General features: G+C 59.8%; 18 protein-coding genes. 9 read left to right on the top strand and 9 right to left on the bottom strand.

Translation table 11 applies throughout. The features are described from left to right. From AC13RM_RS30695 to urtA, 8 genes are all read right to left on the bottom strand, one after another. The coding region (locus AC13RM_RS30695) for an efflux RND transporter permease subunit (RefSeq protein ID WP_488556079.1) at positions 1-963 on the bottom strand (963 nt) is incomplete at its 3' end. 9 nt (positions 964-972) lie between these two features. Then, positions 973-2,220 (bottom strand): efflux RND transporter periplasmic adaptor subunit, encoded by a 1,248-nt coding sequence (locus tag AC13RM_RS30690; RefSeq protein ID WP_488556078.1) that lies wholly within the window; start codon positions 2,218-2,220, stop codon positions 973-975. Between the two features lie 881 nt (positions 2,221-3,101). Beyond that, entirely contained in the window at positions 3,102-3,302 is a 201-nt protein-coding gene (locus AC13RM_RS30685) for a hypothetical protein (RefSeq protein WP_069613983.1), read from the bottom strand. Between the two features lie 274 nt (positions 3,303-3,576). Then, positions 3,577-4,272, bottom strand: coding sequence for an urea ABC transporter ATP-binding subunit UrtE (gene urtE / locus AC13RM_RS30680; protein ID WP_374822344.1), 696 nt, complete (start codon positions 4,270-4,272; stop codon positions 3,577-3,579). Positions 4,273-4,462: 190 nt separating this feature from the next. Continuing rightward, positions 4,463-5,218, bottom strand: coding sequence for an urea ABC transporter ATP-binding protein UrtD (gene urtD / locus AC13RM_RS30675; RefSeq protein ID WP_374822347.1), 756 nt, complete (start codon positions 5,216-5,218; stop codon positions 4,463-4,465). A gap of 4 nt (positions 5,219-5,222) precedes the next feature. Next, entirely contained in the window at positions 5,223-6,383 is a 1,161-nt protein-coding gene (urtC, locus tag AC13RM_RS30670) for an urea ABC transporter permease subunit UrtC (RefSeq protein ID WP_374822350.1), read from the bottom strand. Then, a complete protein-coding gene (gene urtB / locus AC13RM_RS30665) occupies positions 6,380-8,005 on the bottom strand; it encodes an urea ABC transporter permease subunit UrtB (protein ID WP_374822353.1) in 1,626 nt (541 codons plus the stop codon). Before urtB ends, urtC begins: the two co-directional genes overlap by 4 nt. 67 nt (positions 8,006-8,072) lie before the next feature. Then, positions 8,073-9,362, bottom strand: a complete 1,290-nt coding sequence (urtA, locus tag AC13RM_RS30660) for an urea ABC transporter substrate-binding protein (RefSeq protein ID WP_112337771.1) — start codon at positions 9,360-9,362, stop codon at positions 8,073-8,075. Between the two features lie 230 nt (positions 9,363-9,592). On the opposite strand from urtA, the gene AC13RM_RS30655 reads away from it, so the two are divergent. From AC13RM_RS30655 to AC13RM_RS30645, 3 genes are all read left to right on the top strand, one after another. Next, positions 9,593-12,982 carry a hybrid sensor histidine kinase/response regulator gene (locus AC13RM_RS30655; protein ID WP_374822357.1) on the top strand — a complete coding sequence of 1,130 codons (3,390 nt, stop codon included), beginning with the start codon at positions 9,593-9,595 and terminating at the stop codon, positions 12,980-12,982. Beyond that, a complete protein-coding gene (locus AC13RM_RS30650) occupies positions 12,975-13,898 on the top strand; it encodes a response regulator (RefSeq protein ID WP_374822360.1) in 924 nt (307 codons plus the stop codon). Before AC13RM_RS30655 ends, AC13RM_RS30650 begins: the two co-directional genes overlap by 8 nt. A 223-nt stretch (positions 13,899-14,121) precedes the next feature. Continuing rightward, the gene (locus AC13RM_RS30645; protein ID WP_374822363.1) at positions 14,122-14,919 is read left to right on the top strand and encodes a creatininase family protein; all 798 of its coding nucleotides are present in this window, start codon (positions 14,122-14,124) and stop codon (positions 14,917-14,919) included. On the opposite strand, the gene AC13RM_RS30640 is transcribed toward AC13RM_RS30645, so the two are convergent. Then, on the bottom strand, positions 14,907-15,875 hold the full coding sequence (locus tag AC13RM_RS30640) for a LysR family transcriptional regulator (RefSeq protein ID WP_113232630.1): 969 nt from the start codon (positions 15,873-15,875) through the stop codon (positions 14,907-14,909). The genes AC13RM_RS30645 and AC13RM_RS30640 overlap by 13 nt on opposite strands. Positions 15,876-16,059: 184 nt before the next feature. Here AC13RM_RS30640 and AC13RM_RS30635 point away from each other — a divergent pair, with 184 nt between their 5' ends. The 6 genes from AC13RM_RS30635 (at position 16,060) to AC13RM_RS30610 (ending at position 22,215) form a co-directional block, all read left to right on the top strand. Beyond that, a complete protein-coding gene (locus AC13RM_RS30635; protein WP_374822366.1) occupies positions 16,060-17,076 on the top strand; it encodes an ABC transporter substrate-binding protein in 1,017 nt (338 codons plus the stop codon). A gap of 146 nt (positions 17,077-17,222) precedes the next feature. Beyond that, complete coding sequence (locus AC13RM_RS30630) at positions 17,223-18,047, top strand: ABC transporter ATP-binding protein (RefSeq protein ID WP_374822369.1); 825 nt, start codon at positions 17,223-17,225, stop codon at positions 18,045-18,047. Continuing rightward, positions 18,047-18,913 (top strand): ABC transporter permease, encoded by an 867-nt coding sequence (locus AC13RM_RS30625; RefSeq protein ID WP_374822373.1) that lies wholly within the window; start codon positions 18,047-18,049, stop codon positions 18,911-18,913. The genes AC13RM_RS30630 and AC13RM_RS30625 overlap by 1 nt, the downstream gene beginning before the upstream one ends. Beyond that, positions 18,913-20,226 carry a cytosine deaminase gene (locus tag AC13RM_RS30620; RefSeq protein ID WP_113232626.1) on the top strand — a complete coding sequence of 438 codons (1,314 nt, stop codon included), beginning with the start codon at positions 18,913-18,915 and terminating at the stop codon, positions 20,224-20,226. The genes AC13RM_RS30625 and AC13RM_RS30620 overlap by 1 nt, the downstream gene beginning before the upstream one ends. Before the next feature lies 1 nt (position 20,227). After that, a complete protein-coding gene (locus AC13RM_RS30615) occupies positions 20,228-21,637 on the top strand; it encodes an FAD-binding oxidoreductase (RefSeq protein ID WP_374822377.1) in 1,410 nt (469 codons plus the stop codon). After that, a complete protein-coding gene (locus AC13RM_RS30610; protein ID WP_113408572.1) occupies positions 21,634-22,215 on the top strand; it encodes an NAD(P)H-dependent oxidoreductase in 582 nt (193 codons plus the stop codon). Before AC13RM_RS30615 ends, AC13RM_RS30610 begins: the two co-directional genes overlap by 4 nt. Positions 22,216-22,363: the final 148 nt, after the last annotated feature.

The raw sequence follows: 22,363 nt of genomic DNA, 5'->3' as shown, positions 1-22,363 counted from the left end.
AACGTTCGGCGGCAGCGTGCTGCGCAAGCTATCGATCGTCGACTGGACCCTCGCCGCCGTATCGATCGCATTTGCATCGGTCGCCAGACTGATGCCAAGGCCTGCGGCAGGCATGCCGTTATAGACACCCGACGTGACGTAGCTATCGGCGCCCAGCTGCACGGTAGCGACATCGTTGACACGAACCATGGAGCCGTCAGGCAGGCTCTTGAGGATGATGTTCTCGAATTCCTCCGGCGTCTGGAAGCGGCTGCCGGCGGTGACCGTCGCATTGAGCTGCTGGCCGCCAAGCTGCGGCAGGGCACCCAATTGGCCGGACGAGACCTGCACGTTTTGCGCCTGGATGGCGGAGACGACGTCCGATGTCATCAGCTGGTATTTGACGAGCTTGTCCGGATCCACCCAGATGCGCATGGCATAGCGCGCACCGAAGAGCGTGGTGTCGCCGACGCCTGGAACCCGCTTCAAAGTATCATTCAGAGTGCTGTCGACATAATCGGCTAGATCGGTCGGCATAAGCTTGCGATCCGTCGACACAAACGCCGCAACAAGGAAGAAGCTGCTGGTCGATTTCGAAACGGTGATGCCGGTATTCTGGACGACTTGCGGCAGTTGCGCGGTGACGAGCTGCAGCTTGTTCTGTACCTGCATCTGCGCGACGTCGGGATTGGCCTTGTTGGTGAAGGTCAGCGAAATCGAGGCTTGCCCTGTCGCCGTCGAGGTCGACGCCATATAGTCGAGATTGTCGATACCGGTCATGCCCTGCTCGATGACCTTGGTCACCGAGTTTTCGACCGTTGCGGCGTCGGCGCCGGAATAGGTGGCGGTGATGCGCACCGTCGTCGGTGCGATCTGCGGATATTGCGCGACCGACAGCGTGAGGATCGAAAGTGCGCCCGCCAGCATGATGACGATGGCGATCACCCAGGCAAAAACCGGCCGGTCGATGAAGAAACGAGACATGTTTTACCCTCAATTCGTCGAACCGGTGACGGCACCCTTATCCGTGCCGTCGGCCTTGCCTTGCTGACCGGATTGGGATGTGCCGGCCGCCGATGCCTGCTCGAGATTTCCGCTGGCATCATCGACCGTCACCAGCGCGACGTTCACGTCCTGGCCGTCACGCACACGTTGTATGCCTTCGACAACGACACGATCTCCCTCCTCTACTCCTTTGCCTACGAGCCAGCTGTTGCCGATGCTGCGCTGAACGGTCAGCACACGCTGCTGGATTTTGCCATCCGCACTGACGAAGAAAGCGATCGGTTCGCCCTTCGTGTTGCGGGTCACGGCACGTTGCGGCACGAGGAAGCTGTTTTCGGCAATGCCTTCCTGAATGGTGGCACGAACATACATGCCTGGCAGCAGAATCCGCTGCGGATTGGGGAAGCTGGCGCGGACATTGAGTGTTCCGACCGTCTCGGCTACGGCCGCCTCGGCAAATTCCAGCGTGCCGCTTTCCTTATACTGGGTCCCATCCTCCAAGGTCAGACGGACCGAAACATTGTCGCCGCTGGTCTTCAGGCGCCCCTCCTCCATCGCACGTCGGAATCTCAGGAGATTCGTACTCGACTGCGTCACGTCGACATTGATCGGATCGAGCTGGCGGATGGTGGTCAGCGCAGTCGTTTGTTCAGCAGTCACGAGTGCGCCGACCGTCACCGTGGAGGCATCGACGCGGCCGGAAATCGGCGCACGGATCTTTGTATAATCAAGATTGATCCGTGCCGTCTCGAGCGCCGCCTTGGCGGAGGCGACATCGGCCTGTGCCTGTACCAGGGCGGACTTCGCATCGTCGAAATTCTGCTGGCTGACGGCGCTCTGCGCACTCAGACCCGCATAGCGGTCCAGTTTGGCCTGGGCATTCGGCACGGCACCTTCCGCCTTCTGCAAGGCGGCAACTGCACTGTCATAGGATGCCTGGTAAGAAGACGGATCGATCTCATAGAGCACATCGCCTTCATTGACCTCGCTGCCTTCCTTGAAATTGCGGCTTCGGATGATGCCGCCGACCTGCGGCCGAACCTCGGCGACCAGATTGGCGCTGATGCGACCGGGTAGATCGGCGGTGATGGCGACGGATTGCGGATGCAATGTCATCGCACTGACCTCGGATTTCACCGTTCTGCCGCCATTCTGTGCTGCGGGCTGCTGGTTGCAGCCCGCCAACAATGTAAACACGAATCCTGAAACCACGGCCCGCGTTAGATGTCGTTTCATATATTCCTCGTTGCGTGCGGATCTAAATCTGAAGGGAGGGAGGGAGCGAAAAGGTTGTTTCCCCGGCGGCACGGCTCTGCACAAACTCGCGACCATCGTCTCCGGAAATCATCGTCAAGTCTGCTCGGATAGGGCATAAGGCAGCGTGTCTGGCGCGATCGGGTAGCTTCCCGCCCGTGCTCTGCTTGGGCTGCCAATTGCATTTGCAACTGCTGACGCGATACCGCGCGCTCTTGATCCGTTGAAGATGGTGGAGCAGGCAGCGGATGGACCATGGTTCATGTTATTCATCGCTCTCGCTGAATGAACATATTCTCGCGAAGATCCGATCGATCAGCGCAAGAATCGGTACGTGGATCAAACCGATGGATAAGCATGTCAGGACTGATATCAACGATCTCCGCCGTTACGTCTGTATCGGCATTCCATGGAGTAGATGGGTAACTCGCAGGCACAGAGCCATCACACCCTCTGATTGAACCGACCTTCTTGTTCGTCGGATTGCTCGATATGAAGCTGATGATCACTGCCTTAAGCCCTATCTAATATGCTCTTACAGCAGGATTACTCTTGGTTTGTCGCATAGCTTTGCCGGAAAATGGTCAAAGTGTGTCAATTGGTCTCGACATGGCCAATTGCGAAATCATGTCGCGAGATATGGTTTAGATACGATCATCCATTCAATCTTATATATGTGCATCATCACTATGAGTATCGGTAAGCATGCATGCGCGCTCATCGGTTGATGAGCCTGTTATTTATCGGTCAGCGCGTAGTTGCAACGAGATTGTAGATCGGTTGCGTATGACCGCTGGACTGCCGCTGACACATGCCCGGATTTTACCGGAGAAGAAAGGCTTATTATAAGTGTTCAGCCGCGCTCATTGCAGTGATGCAGCAGAAGCCGTCTTGCGAATGGTGATTTCGATGCCACCCATGGACCTGCCATCATCAGTCACATCCGGTACACGTATGTAAAGGATCTCGGAATAGTTGCGGAACGTACCGCCGATTAGCTCATATATCGCAAGTGCTGTATTTTCCGGAAGCTCTTCGACCGATACGCTTTTACGTTGCTGCATGGGATTCTCTTTCAAAGTCGGGGCGCCTTCAAGAGATAGAACAATTGCCAGCACTCTAGCCGCGATTTGTCGCAAAGATATCCCAGGAATTCGGGAAACTGTCACAAATGCGTGAGGGCTGCTTCCATTGAGCGCATATCATCGTACGAAACAGCCCGTATCGTCCATCTGTAAGATGGTCTGAGAGACGAAACTGTGGCGAACTGCCCATAACGCCTGAAACTGCGGCTAAAGCGTCTGCAATCCGAACTCTGGCTGTGAGGAATGTCCTTGCTCAGACAGTCAGATGGCGCCGGGCCTCTGGCGTATCCAGCGTCTCCGCCAGCCCCTCATGCACGATCTCGCCGCGGTCCATGATGTAGACATAGTCGGCAAGTTCCCGGCAGAAATCGAGATATTGTTCGACCAGCAGGATCGCCATGCCGGTGGAATCCCTAAGATAACGGATTGCCCGGCCGATATCCTTGATGATCGACGGCTGGATACCCTCGGTCGGCTCGTCCAGCACCAAGATCTTTGGCCGCGTCACCATCGCCCTGCCGATCGCCAGTTGCTGCTGCTGGCCGCCCGAGAGGTCGCCGCCACGGCGCGACAGCATGGATTTCAGCACGGGGAACAGACTGTAGATGTCATCCGGAATGTTTCGGTCACGGCGGGAAAGCGGCGCATAACCGGTCTCGAGATTTTCCTTCACCGTCAACAGCGGAAAAATCTCGCGTCCCTGCGGCACATAGCCGATGCCCTGCTTGGCGCGCGCGAACGGCGCCATGCCGTTCAGTGTCACGCCGTTGAAGGCAACGGTGCCGGCCGACAAGGGATGCTGCCCGGTGACGGCGCGCAGGAGCGAACTCTTGCCGACACCATTGCGCCCGAGGACACAGGTGATCTTGCCCATCTCGGCCTTGATGGAGATGCCGCGCAGCGCCTGAGCGGCGCCATAATGCAGATTTGCGTTTTCGACTGTCAGCATGGCTTCATCTTCTTTCTTTTCCTTCAAGCCCCCTCACCCTAACCCTCTCCCCGAGGGGAGAGGGGATGACCTCTGTACCTCGCTAGTATCAGTCATTGGGTAATCGGAGGTGTATCCTCCCCTTCTCCCCTCGGGGAGAAGGTGGCCGACAGGCCGGATGAGGGGGACTCTCCCCACCCACAAAAGCCCACTACCGCCCCAGATAATTCTCGATCACCTTCGGATCGCTGCTGACGAAATCGATCGAGCCTTCCGCCAGAACCGAACCTTCCGCCAGGCACGTCACCTTGACGCCAAGGTCGCGGATGAAGCCCATATCGTGTTCGACCACAACGACCGAACGCGTCTTGGCGATCTCCTTCAAGAGCACGGCGGTTTCCGCTGTCTCGGCATCCGTCATGCCCGCCACCGGTTCATCGACCAAGAGCAGCTTCGGCTCCTGTGCCAGCAGCATGCCGATCTCCAGCCACTGCTTCTGGCCGTGGGAAAGATTGGCCGCAAACTCGTCGCGCCGATGCGACAGACGTACCGTCTCGAGGATTTCGTCGATGCGATCGCGATCCGCAGGCGTCAAGCGGTAGAAGAGCGTCGAAAAGACACCGCGATTGCGGTTGAGCGCCAGTTCGAGATTATCCCAGACGGTGTGGCTTTCGAAGACGGTCGGCTTCTGGAATTTCCGGCCGATGCCGAGCTGGGCGATATCGGCCTCATCCTTCTTCGTCAGATCGATCTGGCCGTTGAAGAATACCTCGCCCTCGTCGGGCCGGGTCTTGCCGGTGATGATGTCCATCATCGTCGTCTTGCCGGCGCCGTTCGGGCCGATGATCGCGCGAAGCTCGCCCGGCTCGATGACGATCGACAGCGAATTCAAAGCCTTGAAGCCATCGAAAGAGACGGAGACGTTGTTGAGGTAGAGCATGCTGTTGGGTTTGATATCCGGGATCATGGTTCTACTCCGCAGCCTGTACGGACTTGTCGGCTTCATCCTTCGCAGCCTCGGGCGGCGCGCTTGCCGGCCGACGTGTCTTGCCAAAATACTGCGCGATAGTGCCAACGATGCCCTTCGGCAGGAACAACGTCACGGCCACGAAGAGGCCACCAAGCGCAAACAACCAGAAATCGGGGAATAGGCCGGTGAAAACAGTCTTGCCGCCGTTGACGAGGATGGCGCCGATGATAGGCCCTATCAGGGTGGCCCGGCCGCCGACGGCCGTCCAGATGACCACTTCGATCGAATTGGCAGGCGCAAATTCTCCGGGATTGATGATGCCGATCTGCGGCACGTAGAGCGCGCCGGCAATACCGGCCATCATGGCCGATACGACGAAAACGAAGAGCTTCATGTGTTCGACGCGATAGCCGAGGAAGCGCGTGCGGCTTTCAGCATCGCGCACGCCCACGAGCACCTTGCCGAACTTCGAACGCACGATGGCCGAAGACAGCATCAATGCCAGCGCCAGGAACACGGCCGTGATGGCGAACAGCACGGCACGCGTGCCATCGGCCTGGATGTTGAAGCCGAGAATATCCTTGAAGTCGGTCAGGCCGTTATTGCCGCCGAAGCCCATATCGTTGCGGAAAAAGGCTAGCAGCAGCGCATAAGTCATCGCCTGCGTAATGATCGACAGATAGACGCCGTTAACGCGCGACCGGAAAGCAAACCAACCGAAGACGAAGGCAAGCAGGCCGGGTGCAACGAGGACCATCAGCATGGCGAACCAGAAATGATCGAAACCGTACCAGAACCAGGGTAGCTCCTTCCAGTTCAGGAAGACCATGAAATCGGGCAAGATCGGATTGCCGTAGGTGCCGCGGGAACCGATCTGCCGCATCAGATACATGCCCATCGCATAGCCGCCGAGCGCAAAGAAGGCGCCGTGGCCGAGCGAGAGAATGCCGCAATAGCCCCAGACCAGATCGAGCGCCAAGGCGAGCAGCGCATAGGTTAGATATTTGCCGAACAGCGACATCAAATAGGTCGGCACATGTAGTGCACTTGTTTCCGGCAGAGCCAGGTTCGACAGCGGCACGAGCACCGCCACGGCAAGCAGGATCGCGATGGCGATGCTGATTCGGCGGTCGAGCGAACGGAGAATGAAGGCCGTAATCATGCTTCCACCGCCCTTCCCTTGAGCGCGAAGAGGCCGCGCGGACGTTTCTGGATGAAGAGGATGATAAGGACGAGAACCAGGATCTTGCCGAGCACCGCCCCCGCATAGGGTTCGAGGAACTTGTTGAGGATGCCGAGCGAGAAGGCGCCGACGAGCGTCCCCCAGAGATTGCCGACGCCGCCAAACACCACGACCATGAAGCTGTCGATAATGTAGCCCTGGCCGAGGTTTGGCGAGACGTTGTCGATTTGCGAGAGCGCCACACCCGCCATGCCGGCAATGCCGGATCCCAGCGCAAAGGTGAAGGCATCGACCCAGGAGGTGCGAATCCCCATCGAAGACGCCATGCGCCGGTTCTGCGTCACCGCCCGCATTTGCAATCCAAAAGCCGAGCGCTTGAGGAGCAGCAGGAGCGCCACGAAAACACCGAGCGAAAAGACGATGATCCAGAGCCGGTTCCAGGTGACCGAGAGATAGCCGAGGTCGAAGGAACCGGACATCCAGGAGGGGTTGCCAACCTCCTGATTGGTTGGCCCGAAGATCGAGCGCACCGCCTGCTGCAGGATCAGCGAAATGCCCCAGGTGGCGAGCAGCGTTTCGAGCGGCCTCCCATAGAGAAAGCGGATGACGCCGCGCTCGATGACGAGACCGACGGCGCCGGTGACGAGGAAGGCGACCGGCAGGGCAATCGCCAGCGACCAGTCGAAGAGCTCAGGGTAAGAGGTGCGGATGATGCTTTGAACCACGAAAGTCGAGTAGGCGCCGAGCATCACCATCTCGCCATGCGCCATGTTGATGATGCCCATGACGCCGAAGGTAATGGCAAGACCGATGGCGGCCAGAAGCAGCACCGATCCGAGCGACAGGCCATACCAGACGTTCTGCACCGCATCCCAGAACTTCAATTGATCCTGGATGCCGGCGATGGCGGCGGCAAGATCGGGCTTCAAGCTGTCATCGACGGAAACCGACGAGAGAATGCCGATGGCATCGCGGCCGCCTTCGTTCTTGATCGTCTCGATTGCCGCCTTTTTCTCTGCGATCGGACGGTCCGAGCCGAGCACGGCAACCGCTCTTGCGCGTTCAAGCACACCGCGAATGTCCGCATCCTTCTCGCTCTGTAGCGCCGTCTCGACTGCGTCGAGCGAATCCGCACTCGGTGCCTTCAGAATGGATTGCGCCGCCTCGAGCCTTGTCGCGCGATCCGGGCTCATCAGCGTCAGACCGCCGAGAGCCGCGCGAACCGCACGGCGCAGATTGTTGTTGATCTTGATCTTGCCGAGATTGTCCTTGGCTTCCTGACCGGCCGCTTGCCCGGTCAAAGGATCCACCAGATCCATCATGTCGCCGGAGGATTTGGCGATGAACACCTGATTGTCGGATTTCCTGACGTAGAGATCGCCGTCGGAGAAGGCCTGCAATGCCGGCACCACTTTTGGATCGCCTGACTTCGCAAGGCTTTGGACGATATCCCCGGCCTTCTGGAAATTGGCCTGGCCGAGGGAATTGATGAGGCCGTGGGCGTCTTCCTGGGCGCGCAGACCTGTGGCCGTCAGCGCCAACACCAGGCAGAAGCCGGCGACCAGCGCCAAGGCAATGCGGTAAACGAATTTGTCGAACATTGCGCTAGTCCCCTCAAGCTGCCGCGGCCAGAAAAGCCTGCCCGCGGCGATCTTGCGTCGGCTGAAATCAGGAGCCCTTGCCGCCGCACTTGCCGGTGGTGACGTTGAAGTTGCCGCAGTTCATCGGCATACGCCAATCCGAGATTAGGTCCTTGCTGTCAGGCAGGTAATCGGACCATTCCTTGCCGACCACTGCGGGGGTCTGCGAAACGACGTCGAACTGGCCGTTTTCCTGCACTTCGCCGATCAGGACCGGCTTGGTGATGTAGTGGTTTGGCATCATGGTGGCGGTGCCGCCGGTGAGGTTCGGCACCGAGACGCCGACGAGCGCGTCGATCACCTTGTCCGGATCGGTCGTGCCGGCCTTCTCGACGGCCTTCACCCACATATTGAAGCCGATATAGGCAGCTTCCATTGGGTCGTTGGTCACACGCTTGTCGTTCTTGGTATAGGCGTGCCATTCCTTGATGAAGGCGGCATTGGCCGGTGTGTCGACGGACTGGAAGTAGTTCCAGGCTGCGAGATGGCCAACCAGCGGCTTGGTGTCGACACCGGCAAGCTCTTCCTCGCCGACCGAGAAGGCGACGACCGGAATATCCTCGGCCTTGACGCCCTGGTTGCCCAGTTCCTTGTAGAAGGGAACGTTGGCGTCGCCGTTGATGGTGGAGACGACGGCCGTCTTCTTGCCGGCCGCGCCAAAAGCCTTGATCTTGGAGACTTCCGTCTGCCAGTCGGAGAAGCCGAACGGCGTGTAGTTGATGATGATGTCTTCGTCCTTGACGCCCTTGGACTTCAGATAGGCTTCGAGGATCTTGTTGGTCGTGCGCGGATAGACATAGTCGGTGCCTTCAAGCACCCAGCGCTGCACGCCTTCGTTCTTCATCAGGTAGTCGACAGCCGGGATCGCCTGCTGGTTGGGAGCGGCGCCGGTGTAGAAGACGTTACGCTCGGATTCTTCGCCTTCGAACTGCACCGGATAGAACAGGATCGAATTCAGTTCCTTGAAGACCGGCAGCACCGACTTGCGCGACACGGAGGTCCAGCAGCCGAATACGGCCGAGACCTTGTCCTTCTGGATCAGCTCGCGAGCCTTTTCGGCAAAGAGCGGCCAGTCGGAAGCCGGGTCGACGACGACGGGCTCGAGCTTCTTGCCGAGAACGCCGCCCTTCTTGTTCTGCTCGTCGATGAGCATCAGCATGGCATCCTTCAGCGTCGTTTCCGAGATCGCCATGGTGCCAGACAGCGAATGCAGGACGCCGACCTTGATGGTGTCGTCGGCCGCGAAAGCGCCGTGGAATGCTGTGGTGGACATGATGGCGCCGAGCAGCGCGCCGGAGACGAGAGTCTTGAATTTCATCCGTGGTTCCCCTCTTTTTGTCTGCCGCAACGGCCGGTAAATAAGGATTAACCGTTGCCTTCCGCGACTATCCGGCGCTCCTTCTGGAAACCACATACGTAAAATGACGTAGGCGCCGGGGCGAAATGTGCAGTTTTCGGCACTCTCATGCCCTTAAGCACCACCTCGATCCATGTTACGACATCTCTGAACTGCCGGAGTGACGATGGCGGGACTGCTGAAGGGTAAGCATGGCTGCGCGGCAACGCATCATTCCAGTAAGACGCGAATATAACCGCTGGGTCGCGAACCAGACGCTGGAAGACTATGCCCTGCGTTTCACCGCCAAGAGCGCCCGCCAGTTTTCCTCGCAACGCATCTCGCAAACCGCGATCGGCGCCATTTCCTTCCTGGCGCTGGAGGCGATCGGCGGCACGATAACGCTCTCCTATGGCACCACCAACGCCTTCTACGCCATCATCGTCGCAAGCTTCGCTATGCTCGCCGTGGGCCTGCCGATCAGCCGCTATGCCATCCGCCACGGCGTCGATATCGATCTTCTGACGCGCGGCGCGAGCTTCGGCTATATCGGCTCGACCATCACCTCGCTGATCTACGCCAGCTTCACCTTCATGCTGTTTGCGATCGAAGCCTCGATCATGTCCGGCGCACTGGAATTGACGCTGGGCATACCCGTTTGGATCGGTTACATCATCAGCGCCCTCATGGTGATCCCGCTCGTCACCCATGGTGTCCGTCTTATCAGCCGGTTTCAGCTGCTGACGCAGCCCTTCTGGATCGTTCTCAACATCCTGCCCTTCGTCTTCATTGCCTTTGCCGACTGGGGGAAATTCGATCTCTGGCGGGCCTTTGCCGGTATCCATCATCCCGCAAGCGCACCGGGTACCGCCGCTCCCTTCGATCTGGTGGAATTCGGCGCCGCTTCCGCCGTCATCCTGGCGCTGATGTCGCAGATCGGCGAACAGGCCGACTTCCTGCGCTTCCTGCCGCCGGAAGGTCACCGCAAATGGCGTCATCGCTTGGCCATCTTCCTCGCCGGACCTGGATGGGTCATCATCGGGGCGCCGAAGCTGCTGGCCGGTTCATTTCTGGTCGTCCTGACGCTGACTTCAGGTGTGCCTGTAGGTCGCGCCGCCGATCCCGCGCAGATGTATCTGACCGCCTTCGGTTACATGATCCCCTGGCACAACGCAGCATTGCTGTTGATGGCCGCCTTCGTGATGATTTCGCAGCTGAAGATCAACGTCATGAACGCCTATGCCGGCTCGCTCGCATGGTCGAACTTCTTTTCGCGGCTGACGCACAGCCATCCGGGCCGCGTCATCTGGCTGGTCTTCAACGTCGCCATCGCGCTCCTGTTGATGGAACTCGGCATCTACCGGCTGCTGGAGGAGACGCTCGGCATCTTCTCGATCATTGCTATGGCCTGGCTCTGCACCGTCTCCGCCGATCTCTTCATCAACAAGCCGCTCGGGCTGGCTCCTCCTGGCATCGAGTTCAAACGCGCGCATCTCTACGACATCAATCCGGTCGGCCTCGGCGCCATGGCTCTTTCGGCAACCATCGCTCTCATCGCGCATTTCGGCGCCTTTGGCTCGATTGCCGCATCGCTTGCGCCCTATATCACCCTGATCGTCGCGCTCATCGCTTCGCCTGCCATCGCCTGGATTACCAAGGGCAAATACTATCTCGCCCGCAAGCCGCGCCAGAGCTGGAAGAATCTAAGCACCATCACCTGTTCGGTCTGCGAACACCCCTTCGAGCCGGAGGACATGGCATGGTGTCCGGCCTATGCCGCGCCGATCTGCTCGCTCTGCTGTTCACTCGACAGCCGCTGCCATGACATGTGCAAGCCGAAGGCTCGGCTCAATACGCAGGTTGGCACGGTCGCAAAGACCTTGCTGCCGGAAAGTATCGTCGCCAAGCTCGCTACGCGCCTCGGTCGCTACGGCATTGCCGTCGCCGTGGCGCTGACCGCCATGGGCGCTATTCTAGCAATGATCGCGCATCAGGTGGGCGCAGCCTCTCCCGAGACCGCCGCGGTGGTCGACCGCACGATCCTCATCGTCTTCTTCGTCTTTGCCGTCATCGCCGGCGTCGCGTGCTGGTTCTATGTGCTTGCCCATGACAGCCGCGTTGTCGCCGAAGAGGAATCCTCGCGTCAGAACACGCTGCTCTTGAAGGAAATTGCCGCCCACAAGAAGACGGATGCCGCTCTGCAGGGCGCCAAGGAGGCGGCAGAGGCGGCAAACCGCGCCAAGAGCCGCTATGTGGTCGGCCTCAGCCACGAATTGCGCACGCCGCTCAACGCCGTGCTCGGCTATGCGCAGATCCTGGAGCGCGACGAGACCATTCCGGCCCCCAGGCAATCTTCCCTAAAAGTCATCCGCCGCAGTGCCGAGCATCTTTCCGGCCTGATCGACGGGCTGCTGGATATTTCGAAGATCGAGGCAGGCCGCCTGCAGGTCTATTCCAACGAGATCAATATTCACGACTTCCTCGACCAGATCGTCGACATGTTTCACCCGCAGGCACAGGCAAAAGGGTTGAGTTTCATCCATGAGCGCTCATCCGGCCTGCCCGATTATGTCCGCACCGACGAGAAACGGCTGCGCCAGATCCTCGTCAACCTGCTCTCCAACGCCATCAAGTTCACCGATGCAGGCACCGTCCGCTTCGAGGTGGGCTACAGAAACCAGGTCGCGACCTTCACGGTTTCGGACACCGGCCGCGGCATCGCGACCAAGGACATTACCCGTATCTACGAGCCCTTCCAGCGCGGCGAGGCCGACAGCATAAGACCAATGCCCGGCCTCGGCCTCGGCCTCACCATCACGCAACTGCTGACCAATACGCTCGGCGGCGAGATTTCGGTTACGAGCGAGAAGGATGTAGGCTCGACCTTCAAAGTGCGCCTGATGTTATCTGCCGTGATCCGGCCGATGAAACCGCCGGCGCAGGAGCAGCGTATCGCCGGCTACGAAGGTCCCCGTCGCACCATCGTCGTCGTCGACGACAATGAAGATCATCGCGAGTTGATGCGCGAGATACTGTCGCCACTCGATTTCATCGTGCTCACCGCTGCCGGCGGGCCGGACTGCCTGACGCTGATCGAGGGGATCAAGCCGGATCTGTTCCTCGTCGATATCTCGATGCCCGGCATGAACGGCTGGCAGCTCGTTTCACGGCTCAGGGAAAACGGCCAGACGGCGCCTATCCTCATGCTGTCGGCCAATATCGGTGATGCAGCCGCAGCGACGGACAGTGACGACAGCCATAACGACGCCATCTCCAAGCCGGTCGACATCCGCCAGCTTCGCGACAAACTCGCGCTGCATCTCGGGCTGAAATGGCTCTACGCCGATGCCTCCGCCCCGGTCGCGCCGAAGCCGCCACCACCCCTGAAAAGCCCCGGTATCGAGCATGTCCGCGAATTGCTGCGGCTTGGCGAGATCGGTTATGTCAGGGGTATCGAGGCAAAGCTTGCGGATCTTGCCAAGCTTGAAGAAAACAAACCCTTCACCGATGCCTTGCGTGTGCATGTCCAGGCTTTCGATCTCGATGGTTTTCTAAACGTGCTGCGCAGCTTCGACATCGAAAAGGTAGAACAGATTGGCTGAGCCCGCCCTTCCCCGCGATATAGTCTTGCTGGTGGATGATTCACCGGAGGCGCTCGGCTTCCTGACGGATGCGCTCGAGCAGTCCGGCTTCTCCGTGCTGATCGCCACCTCGGGCTCGGCGGCGCTCAACATCGTCGAGCGCATCACGCCCGATCTCATCCTGCTCGATGCCGTCATGCCGGCAATGGATGGTTTCGAGACCTGCCGCCGGCTGAAAGCCAATGCAGGCATTGCCCAGATTCCCGTCGTCTTCATGACCGGGCTCACCGAAACCGAACATGTGGTGCATGCGCTCGAATCGGGCGGCGTGGATTATCTGACCAAGCCGATCAATGTCGACGAGCTGCGTGCCCGCATCCGCGTTCACCTGCGCAATGCCCGCTCCGCCCAGAGCGCCAGGGTGGCGCTCGACGCTGCGGGACGCCATCTCCTCGCCGTGAAGGGCAACGGCGCCATCCATTGGTCTACCCCGCAGGCAACCCGCCTGATCAACGCCGCCACCGGTAGTGACGACGGCCTCGAACTGGCATCCAAACACATCGCCGCCTTCATGCTCGAGCGCGAACGGCTCGGCCCGGCACGCGACAATCTTCTTTCCATCAGCAATGGCCGTCAGGCCGCGTTACAATTCACCTTCCTCGGCGCCATCGGCGCCGACGAATATCTCTTTCGCCTGACGGCGAGCAATCAGAGCGCCGATGACGAGACCTTGCGTCAGAGCTTTGCGTTGACGCAGCGCGAATCCGAGGTGCTGCTATGGCTTGCCAAGGGCAAGTCGAACCGCGACATCGGCGAGATCCTCGGCCTTTCGGCCCGCACGGTGAACAAGCATCTGGAACAAATCTATGTGAAGCTCGGTGTCGAGAACCGCGCATCTGCGGCAGTGAAGGCCGCGCATGTCCTGCATCGGCCGTGAGGTCAATCCTCATCTGCAGCGCGCAGGTGGAGGAATTTCATAATGATGGAGCAATCATGAGGCCATCCGAGTTTCGGACCTGATCGTTCCTCGATTGGCAAATGCCGCTGTCGTTCCAGGCGTACGCAAAAAGGCAGCGGCACGGGCGCAAATTGATGCTTTCCACCGTTACCATCCTTGCCGTATCCGTTGAGTGACCAGGCGCTGACGAGAGGACATGGCAATGACGAAGCCCTTCTATTGGAATGAACTCAACACCCATGATTTCGCCGGTCTCTCGCCCGATACCACCATCGCGATCCTGCCGATCGCCTCGACGGAGCAACACGGTCCACATCTGCCGATTGCCACGGATGTCGCGATCGCCGAGGGCATGCTGGCCGAGTTGAGGGTCCAGCGCCCGGATGATCTCGATTTCCTGGTCCTGCCGCTGCAGGAGATCGGCAAGGCCAACGAACACGTCTACGGCCCCGGCACGCTGTCGCTGAGCGCAGAGTTGCTGATCCCGGTCTGGACCGCAATCGGCGCGAAGGTCGCTGAAGCAGGCATCCGCAAGATGGTGATCGTCAATTCCCACGGCGGAAATGTGGATATCATGAGTATCGTCGCGCGCGAACTGCGCGTGCGTTACCAGATGGCCGTCGTCGCCACGCAGTGGACCCGCTTCGGTACGCCTGACGGTATGATCGACGAGCACGAGCAGCGCTTTGGCATCCATGGCGGCGACGTCGAGACCTCGCTCATGCTGCATTTCCGGCCTGATCTGGTCCGGATGGAAAAGGCTGAGAATTTCGCCTCCAAGGCGGAATGGATGACGGAGCATTCGAAATATCTGCAGCCCTTGCCGCCGCATTCGCTCGCCTGGATCGCGCATGATCTCAATCCGAACGGTGTGGTCGGTAATGCGGCCAATGGCACGGCGGAAAAGGGCGCACTCATCTGCAGCCATGAGATCGCAGGCTTCATCGAGATGCTGCGGGATCTGCGCGACTACTCGCTTGCCAACCTCTATTCGAAATAGGCGTCCGCGCGGCGTCGTTCGGAGGGCGGGATGATATGTCCCTTCGCCTGCAGCTCCTCGACGATCCCGGCTAATTCAGCAAGCAGGTATTCGACGAAAAGGCTGGTGGCGGCGTCGAGCGGTGCTCGCGCGCGGGCGATGAGTTTCATCGGTTGAGGCCGCGAATGCGGCTCGGCGATCGGCCGGAAGACCAGCTCTCCTCGGCGACACTCCGTCAGCACATCGAGCGGATTGAGCAATGTCAGCCCTGCTCCGCATTTTACCAGCTGCTTCAACATTTCCGACGCATTGCTCTCCAGCACCGGCTCGACCTGCACGGAAAGGCGCGAAAGCATCAGATTGATGACCTCGCGCAGGCTCGTCCCGGGCTGCGCAAGCAATAGCCGCTCCTCCACGACATCGGCGAGATTGATGGGACCAGGCCCGATCAGCGGATGGCCGGGCGGCAGGACGACGCCGATCGGTATGTCGAAATTGGCAAGAGAGCGAAGTCCCGGGGTTGCCGGAATGTTGAAGCCAAGCCCGAGATCCACTTCTCCGGAGACGACCGGCGCCATCGTCGTCGATCCGGCATCATTGCGCAGCTGGACGAAGACCCTTGGATGCTCGGAAAGAAAACGCGCGATGATCTCGGGCAGTGGACCTGACGCCAGCCCCACGGTGGCAACGATACGAACCTTGCCCGCTTGCTGCATCTTGAGACTGCGAATGCGGCCCTCCAGCCGCTCGTAATTCTTCAGAACCTCGCGAATGTGCTCGATACAGAGCTCGCCGGCCGCCGTCAGTCTGAGCCCGCGAGGCAGCCGTTCGAAAAGCGGCGCGCCCATTTCCTCCTCCAGCGCCAGGATCTGCCGGTTGATCGCCGATGAGGCCACATTGAGCCGTGCCGCCGCCTTGCGGATCGAGCCGCAGCGGGCGATTTCATTGATATAGAGAAGCCGTCGCGAGTGCAGCATGCGTGTCCCCATTGCTTAATTTTTGCCCAGACCGCACAATTTAGGCACAGACCCGGGAACAGATGCCGAAAAGGCATCAATGCGCACGAATTTTGATGCTTTTCAAAGAGCAACGCAACCGCTCAAATGCAGGAAATGGGCGCCAACCACGACGTCCCATGGCAGATAAGGGGAACAGTCAGCCATGTATAAAGCCTTGAAGACAAAAACATTCTTTGCCGCCATGGGGCTTGCCGCCGCGATCATGGCCGCTGAGCCTGCAAATGCGCTCGACAAAGTCAGCTACGGCACGAACTGGCTTGCGCAAGCCGAGCATGGCGGTTTCTACCAAGCGGTCGCCGACGGCACCTACAAGAAATACGGCCTTGATGTCACGATCGTCCAGGGCGGCCCCAACGCGGCCAATTCGGCCTTACTGATCTCCGGCAAGCTGGATTTCTACATGGGCGGCCCGCAGCAGGAGATCGATGCGGTCAAGCAGGGCATTCCGATCGTTGACGTCGCGGCCATCTTCCAGAAGGACCCGCAGGTCCTTATCGCCCATCCGGACGCAGGCGTGGAAAAATTCGAGGACCTCGCCAAGCTGCCGACGCTGTTCCTGAGCAAGGATGGCTATATCACCTATTTCGAGTGGATGAAGGCGAACTTCCCGGGCTTCAAGGACGAACAGTTCAAGCCCTATAATTTCAGCCCCGCACCCTTCCTTGCCGACAAACAGTCCGCGCAGCAGGGTTATGTCACCTCCGAGCCCTATGAGATCGAGAAACAGGCCGGCTGGAAGCCGAAGGTCTTCCTGATCGCGGATGCCGGCTACTCGCCCTATTCGACGATGATCACCGCGCAGAAGGCGCTGGTCGACAAAAATCCCGATCTCGTGCAACGTTTCGTCAACGCCTCGATCGAGGGCTGGTACAATTATCTCTACGGCGACAACAAGGCGGCCAACGAGCTGATCAAGAAGGACAATCCCGATATGACGGATGGCCAGATCGCCTATTCCATCGCCAAGATGAAGGAATATGGCATCGTCGAATCTGGCGATGCCCTCGACAAGGGCATCGGCTGCATCACCGAAGCCCACTACAAGAAGTTCTTCGACGAGATGGTGCAGATCAAGCTCTTCGATGCCGACATCGACTACAAGAAGGCCTTCGATATGCAGTTTGTCTGCAAGGGCATCGGCATGTCGCTGAAGAAGTAAGCCTAGGCACCTCCCCCTCGAGGGGGAGGTCGCCGCAAAGCGGCGGGTGGGGGTGATAGCCTGAGATAGCAACAGATCACCCCGCCCCGGAGCTTCGCTCCGACCCTCCCCCTCAAGGGGAGGGTGGATCAACAAAGAGCTAAACCATGCCAGCGTCCGAAGCTACCAAATCCACCCAGACCGAGACACGCAAGCGGCCGCTTGTCGTCATGGAACAGGTCTCCAAGGTCTTCTCCAACGGCACGTTGGCGCTGTCGGGCATGTCGCTCCATGTGGAAAGCGGCGAGTTCATCAGCCTGCTCGGCCCGTCCGGTTGCGGCAAGTCGACGGCCTTGCGGATCATTGCAGGCTTGGGCGGTGCCTCCAGCGGCAGGATCGATTGGCCCAGTTCGCGCATCAACGCCAAGGGTCTGCCGGAGGGCGATATCAGCTTCGTTTTCCAGGAGCCGACACTGCTTCCCTGGAAGACCGTGTTCGGCAATGTCCATCTGCCGCTGAAGCTGCCGGGCGTGTCGAAAGCGGCGGCGCACGATCAGATCATGGAGACGCTGGCAACCGTCGGCCTCCAAGATTTTGCGCAAGCCTATCCCCGCGAATTGTCGGGCGGCATGAAGATGCGGGTTTCGATCGCCCGCGCTTTGGTGACGAAGCCAAAGCTGCTGTTGATGGACGAGCCCTTTGCGGCCCTCGACGAAATCACGCGCCAGAAGCTGAATGACGACGTTTTGCGCCTCTGGCAGACAACGGGGATTACCGTCATTTTCGTCACGCATTCCGTTTATGAATCCGCCTATCTCTCCAATCGCATCGTCGTCATGAAGGCTCGGCCGGGCCGCGTCCACACCGACTTTCCATTGGAAACCAGCGGCGAGCGCGATCCTCTTTATCGTTCATCGGAGGAATATCGGCAGGTGTGCGAAAAAGTATCCCGTTCCCTGATCGAGGCCATCGGCTGGCCGGAGGCCCATTGATGAGCGACAGCACCAGCCTGCCCGCCACTCTTTCCATTGAATCGGCCAATGCGCCTGCAGCCCCCGCAGCCAGGAAGCGCAATCTAGAACGCGCGTTCGGTATCCTTGTGCCGATCCTGACCGTCCTTGTTCTTCTTGTCCTCTGGCAGCTTCTGGTCGTCGGCACCGGCATTCCGCAATATATTCTGCCGAGCCCGATCGCCGTCGCCAAGGCGCTCGTTTCCGACTGGGGCATCCTGTGGCCGGCTCTATGGGTGACCACCGAGATCACCTTCATATCCCTCGTCCTGGCGCTAATCGGCGGCGGCGGCTTCGCCATCTTCCTCGTGCAGTCCCGCTGGATCGAACTCGCCTTCTATCCGCTGGCCGTCATCCTGCAGGTGACGCCGATCGTCGCGATCGCGCCGCTGATCCTGATCTATGCGCCGACACGCGAAGCAGCGCTCTTAATCTGCGGCTTCCTCGTCGCCTTCTTTCCGATCCTGTCCAACATGGTGCAGGGATTGAAGAGCGTCGACCATAACCTGCTCAACCTTTTCGACCTCTACGGCGCCTCGCGCTGGCAGGCATTGCTGCATCTGAAGCTGCCCGCCGCCCAGCCTTATTTCATGACGGGCTTGAGGATCGGTGGCGGCCTGTCGCTGATCGCATCGGTGGTCGCGGAATTCGCCGCCGGCTCGGGCGGTCCGAACTCCGGCCTGGCATTCCGCCTGCTGGAGGCGCAATACCGCCAGAACATGCCACGGCTCTTCGCAGCCTTGCTTCTCCTGTCGGCGCTTGGCGTCGCCATCTTTGCGTTCACCTCCTTCATCTCATGGCTGAGCCTGCATCGCTGGCATGAGAGCAGCCTCAAGCGGGAGAACTGATGTCCCACGCCTTCATGTCGCCACCGAACGCCGCCCGTTTCGTGCTGAGTAATGCCACCGTTCCCGCCGTGACGCTCTCGGGCTTCAAGGCACCTTCCAGCGAGGGCCTGATCAAGGCCGATATCGTCGTCGCCGATGGCCTTATCAGTGACATCGTCGCGCCTGGCACCGCGCCAGTGGAATATGCCAAGGTGGATATGAAGGAAGGTATGGTCTGGCCGACCTTCGCCGACATGCACACCCATCTTGACAAGGGGCACATCTGGGAACGGCGGCCGAACCCGGACGGCAGTTTCATGGGCGCGCTCGATGCCGTGCGCACCGATCGCGAGGCCAATTGGTCGGCCGACGACGTACGCAAGCGCATGGAGTTTTCGCTGCGCTCGGCTTACGCCCATGGCACAGGCCTGATCCGCACTCACCTTGATTCCTTGGCGCCGCAGCACCGCATCTCTTTCGAGGTCTTCACCTCGGTCCGCGAAGCCTGGAAGGACAAGATCGCGCTGCAGGCCGTCGCCCTCTTCCCGCTCGATAGCATGGTCGACGATGCCTTCTTTGCCGATCTGCTCCGCGTGGTTCGAGACGCCGGCGGTCTGATGGGCGGCGTCACACAAATGAACCCGGACATCGACGCGCAACTGGACAAACTGATCCGCGCTGCTGCCGACAATGGTCTCGACATCGATCTGCATGTCGACGAGACCGAGGACAGGGAGGTACTGACGCTGAAGGCGATCGCCGAAGCCGTGCTTCGCAACGGCTTTACCGGCAAGGTGACCGCCGGCCACTGCTGCTCGCTTGCCCGGCAGAACGAGGATGTCGCGCGCGCAACCATCGATCTCGTTGCCAAGGCCGGGATCTCCATCGTCTCGCTGCCAATGTGCAACATGTATCTGCAGGACCGCCATGCCGGGCGCACGCCGCGCTGGCGCGGCGTCACCCTTTTGCACGAGCTTGCCGCGGCCGGCGTTCCCACAGCCGTCGCCTCCGACAATACCCGCGACCCCTTCTACGCCTATGGCGATCTCGATCCGGTCGAGGTGTTCCGCGAGGCCGTGCGCATCCTGCATCTCGACCATCCGCTGGATACGGCCGCTCGAGTCATCACCACGTCGCCCGCCAGCATTCTCGGTCGCCCGGACATCGGGCGGATCGCGGTCGGCAGCCCGGCCGATCTCGTGCTTTTCAGCGCCCGGCGCTGGAGCGAATTCCTTTCCCGTCCGCAGTCCGATCGCGTCGTCCTTCGCAAGGGCAAGGTGATCGATCGCAGCCTGCCGGATTATCGTGAACTCGACAGCGTCATTGGAGCCTGACATGCCGGATTATCAGCGCATCAAGAAAGAACTCGAAGGCATCGCCGTCGAAGACAATCCGGCGCTCGTGCGCCAGAAAAGCCGCGACTTCTATTGGTATTCGCCGATCCTCAAGGCCCAGCTCGACAATGTCACGGCCGATCTCGTCGTCACCCCGAAAACCGAGGAAGAGGTGATCCGCACGTTGAAGGTCGCCTATGCGCACGACGTTCCCGTCACGCCGCGCGGCGCCGGCACCGGCAATTACGGCCAGGCGATGCCGCTCTCCGGCGGCATCGTGCTCAATCTCGCCGCCATGAACAGGATCAAGGAGATCCATCCCGGCCGCGTCGTCTGCGAGCCCGGCATCGTCATTGCCGAACTCGACCGCCAGACAAAGGCCCATTCGGGCCAGGAACTGCGCTTCCATCCCTCGACCGCACAGACCGCAACGATCGGCGGCTTCATCGCCGGCGGGTCGGGCGGTGTCGGCTCGATCACCTGGGGTGGCCTGCGCGATCTCGGCAATATCCTGCGGCTGCGCGTCGTGACGATGGAGGCGGAGCCCCGCACGCTTGATCTGACCGGCTGGGACCTGACCAAGGTCAGCCATGCCTATGGCACCAATGGCATCATTACCGAGATCGAGATGCCGCTGGCGCCGGCCTATGACTGGATCGACGTGCTGGTGGGCTATGAGGACTTCATGGATGCAGTGCGCTTTTCGGACGCGCTCGCCAAATGCAACGGCATTCTGGTCAAGGAAATCGCGCCGATCGCCGCCCCCATTCCGCAAGACTATTTTACCCGCCACAAGCCCTACATCCGTCAGGGGCAATCGATCGTGGCGCTGATGATCGCGCCACACTCGATGGATCCTTTCGTCGCCTTCACCATGCAGCAGAAGGGTGAGATTACCTTCCGCTCCGACAAGGTCGAGAGCATGAAGGGCATTCCGCATGCCTATGAGCTGGCCTGGAACCATACGACGCTGCGCGCCATCAAGGTCGATCCGTCGATCACCTATCTGCAGGTGCAGTACCCGGGGCCGGATCACGTCGCCAAAGTCCAGAAGATGGTGGAGATCTTTGGTGACGAGGTGCCCGGCCACCTCGAATTCATCAAGTTCGACGGTCAGATCCAATGCTCCGGACTGCCACTTGTGCGCTATACGTCAGAGGCAAGGCTCGAAGAGATCATTAGGATTCACCAGGATCACGGCTGCCCGATCTTCAATCCACACCGCTATACGCTGGAGGAAGGCGGCATGAAGCAGACGGATGCCGTTCAGCTTGCCTTCAAGAAGGAAACCGATCCGAAGGGTCTGCTCAATCCGGGCAAGATGATCGCCTGGGACGACCCGAATTTCGATTTCAAATCCGGCAAGAACTACCTCTTCCCCGGCCTTGCCACGCTGATGGAGGCCTCGTGAAGGTTCTCGTCCTTCATTCCCATCCGGTCGAGGAAAGTTTTGGCGGCGCGCTGCATCGCCAGACCATCCAGAGCCTGAAGCGTGCGGGACATGAAGTCGACGATTGCAACCTATATGCCGAGGGCTTCGATCCCGTGCTCTCGCGCCACGACCGACTGATCTATCACGACTATCCCGAAAATACCGAGGCGCTGAAGTCCTATGTCGAACGGCTGGAGCGCACCGAGGCTCTCGTGATCGTCACTCCGGTCTGGAACTTCGGCTTTCCGGCCATTCTCAAGGGCTATTTCGATCGGGTCTGGCTCCCCGGCGTTTCCTTCGAACTCGTCGATGGCAAAGTGCGGTCGAAACTGCAGCATATCCGCAAGCTCGGCGCGGTCTTGACCTATGGCGCCGATCCGTTTCGTGCCTTCATCGCCGGCAATCCGCCGAAGAAGATCGTCAAGCGCGTGCTGCGCGCCCAGATCAAGCCTTTCGCCCCCGTCGTCTTCCTCGCCCATTACGACATGAACCGCTCGACGGAAGGTTCCCGCAGCCAATTTCTGACGAAGGTCGGCCGCGAGATGGAGCGATTTTGAGCCGACCTCAAGGTCGCGTAATCACGGATGATCGATCCGTCTGTCATTGATGCCCGCCTAAAAGCGCGTCCGATCTTTCGGATTCGCTTCTTGCGCTTTAGAGCGGATCATTTTTTCTCTGAATCGCTTTGGGGTTCCCAAAACAGCG

The sequence above is a fragment of the Martinezella sp. CNPSo 3732 genome, from assembly GCF_057784515.1.
Note: the sequence above shows the minus strand (reverse complement) of the source record. Positions and strands in the feature narration are given on the sequence as shown.

What these genes read in the sequence shown, in the direction of transcription:
- AC13RM_RS30690 (WP_488556078.1), bottom strand. Translation starts at nt 2,220, where the DNA reads ATGAAACGACATCTAACGCGGGCCGTGGTTTCAGGATTCGTGTTTACA.
- AC13RM_RS30685 (WP_069613983.1), bottom strand. Translation starts at nt 3,302, where the DNA reads ATGCAGCAACGTAAAAGCGTATCGGTCGAAGAGCTTCCGGAAAATACA.
- urtE (WP_374822344.1), bottom strand. Translation starts at nt 4,272, where the DNA reads ATGCTGACAGTCGAAAACGCAAATCTGCATTATGGCGCCGCTCAGGCG.
- urtD (WP_374822347.1), bottom strand. Translation starts at nt 5,218, where the DNA reads ATGATCCCGGATATCAAACCCAACAGCATGCTCTACCTCAACAACGTC.
- urtC (WP_374822350.1), bottom strand. Translation starts at nt 6,383, where the DNA reads ATGATTACGGCCTTCATTCTCCGTTCGCTCGACCGCCGAATCAGCATC.
- urtB (WP_374822353.1), bottom strand. Translation starts at nt 8,005, where the DNA reads ATGTTCGACAAATTCGTTTACCGCATTGCCTTGGCGCTGGTCGCCGGC.
- urtA (WP_112337771.1), bottom strand. Translation starts at nt 9,362, where the DNA reads ATGAAATTCAAGACTCTCGTCTCCGGCGCGCTGCTCGGCGCCATCATG.
- AC13RM_RS30655 (WP_374822357.1), top strand. Translation starts at nt 9,593, where the DNA reads ATGGCTGCGCGGCAACGCATCATTCCAGTAAGACGCGAATATAACCGC.
- AC13RM_RS30645 (WP_374822363.1), top strand. Translation starts at nt 14,122, where the DNA reads ATGACGAAGCCCTTCTATTGGAATGAACTCAACACCCATGATTTCGCC.
- AC13RM_RS30640 (WP_113232630.1), bottom strand. Translation starts at nt 15,875, where the DNA reads ATGCTGCACTCGCGACGGCTTCTCTATATCAATGAAATCGCCCGCTGC.
- AC13RM_RS30635 (WP_374822366.1), top strand. Translation starts at nt 16,060, where the DNA reads ATGTATAAAGCCTTGAAGACAAAAACATTCTTTGCCGCCATGGGGCTT.
- AC13RM_RS30630 (WP_374822369.1), top strand. Translation starts at nt 17,223, where the DNA reads ATGCCAGCGTCCGAAGCTACCAAATCCACCCAGACCGAGACACGCAAG.
- AC13RM_RS30625 (WP_374822373.1), top strand. Translation starts at nt 18,047, where the DNA reads ATGAGCGACAGCACCAGCCTGCCCGCCACTCTTTCCATTGAATCGGCC.
- AC13RM_RS30620 (WP_113232626.1), top strand. Translation starts at nt 18,913, where the DNA reads ATGTCCCACGCCTTCATGTCGCCACCGAACGCCGCCCGTTTCGTGCTG.
- AC13RM_RS30615 (WP_374822377.1), top strand. Translation starts at nt 20,228, where the DNA reads ATGCCGGATTATCAGCGCATCAAGAAAGAACTCGAAGGCATCGCCGTC.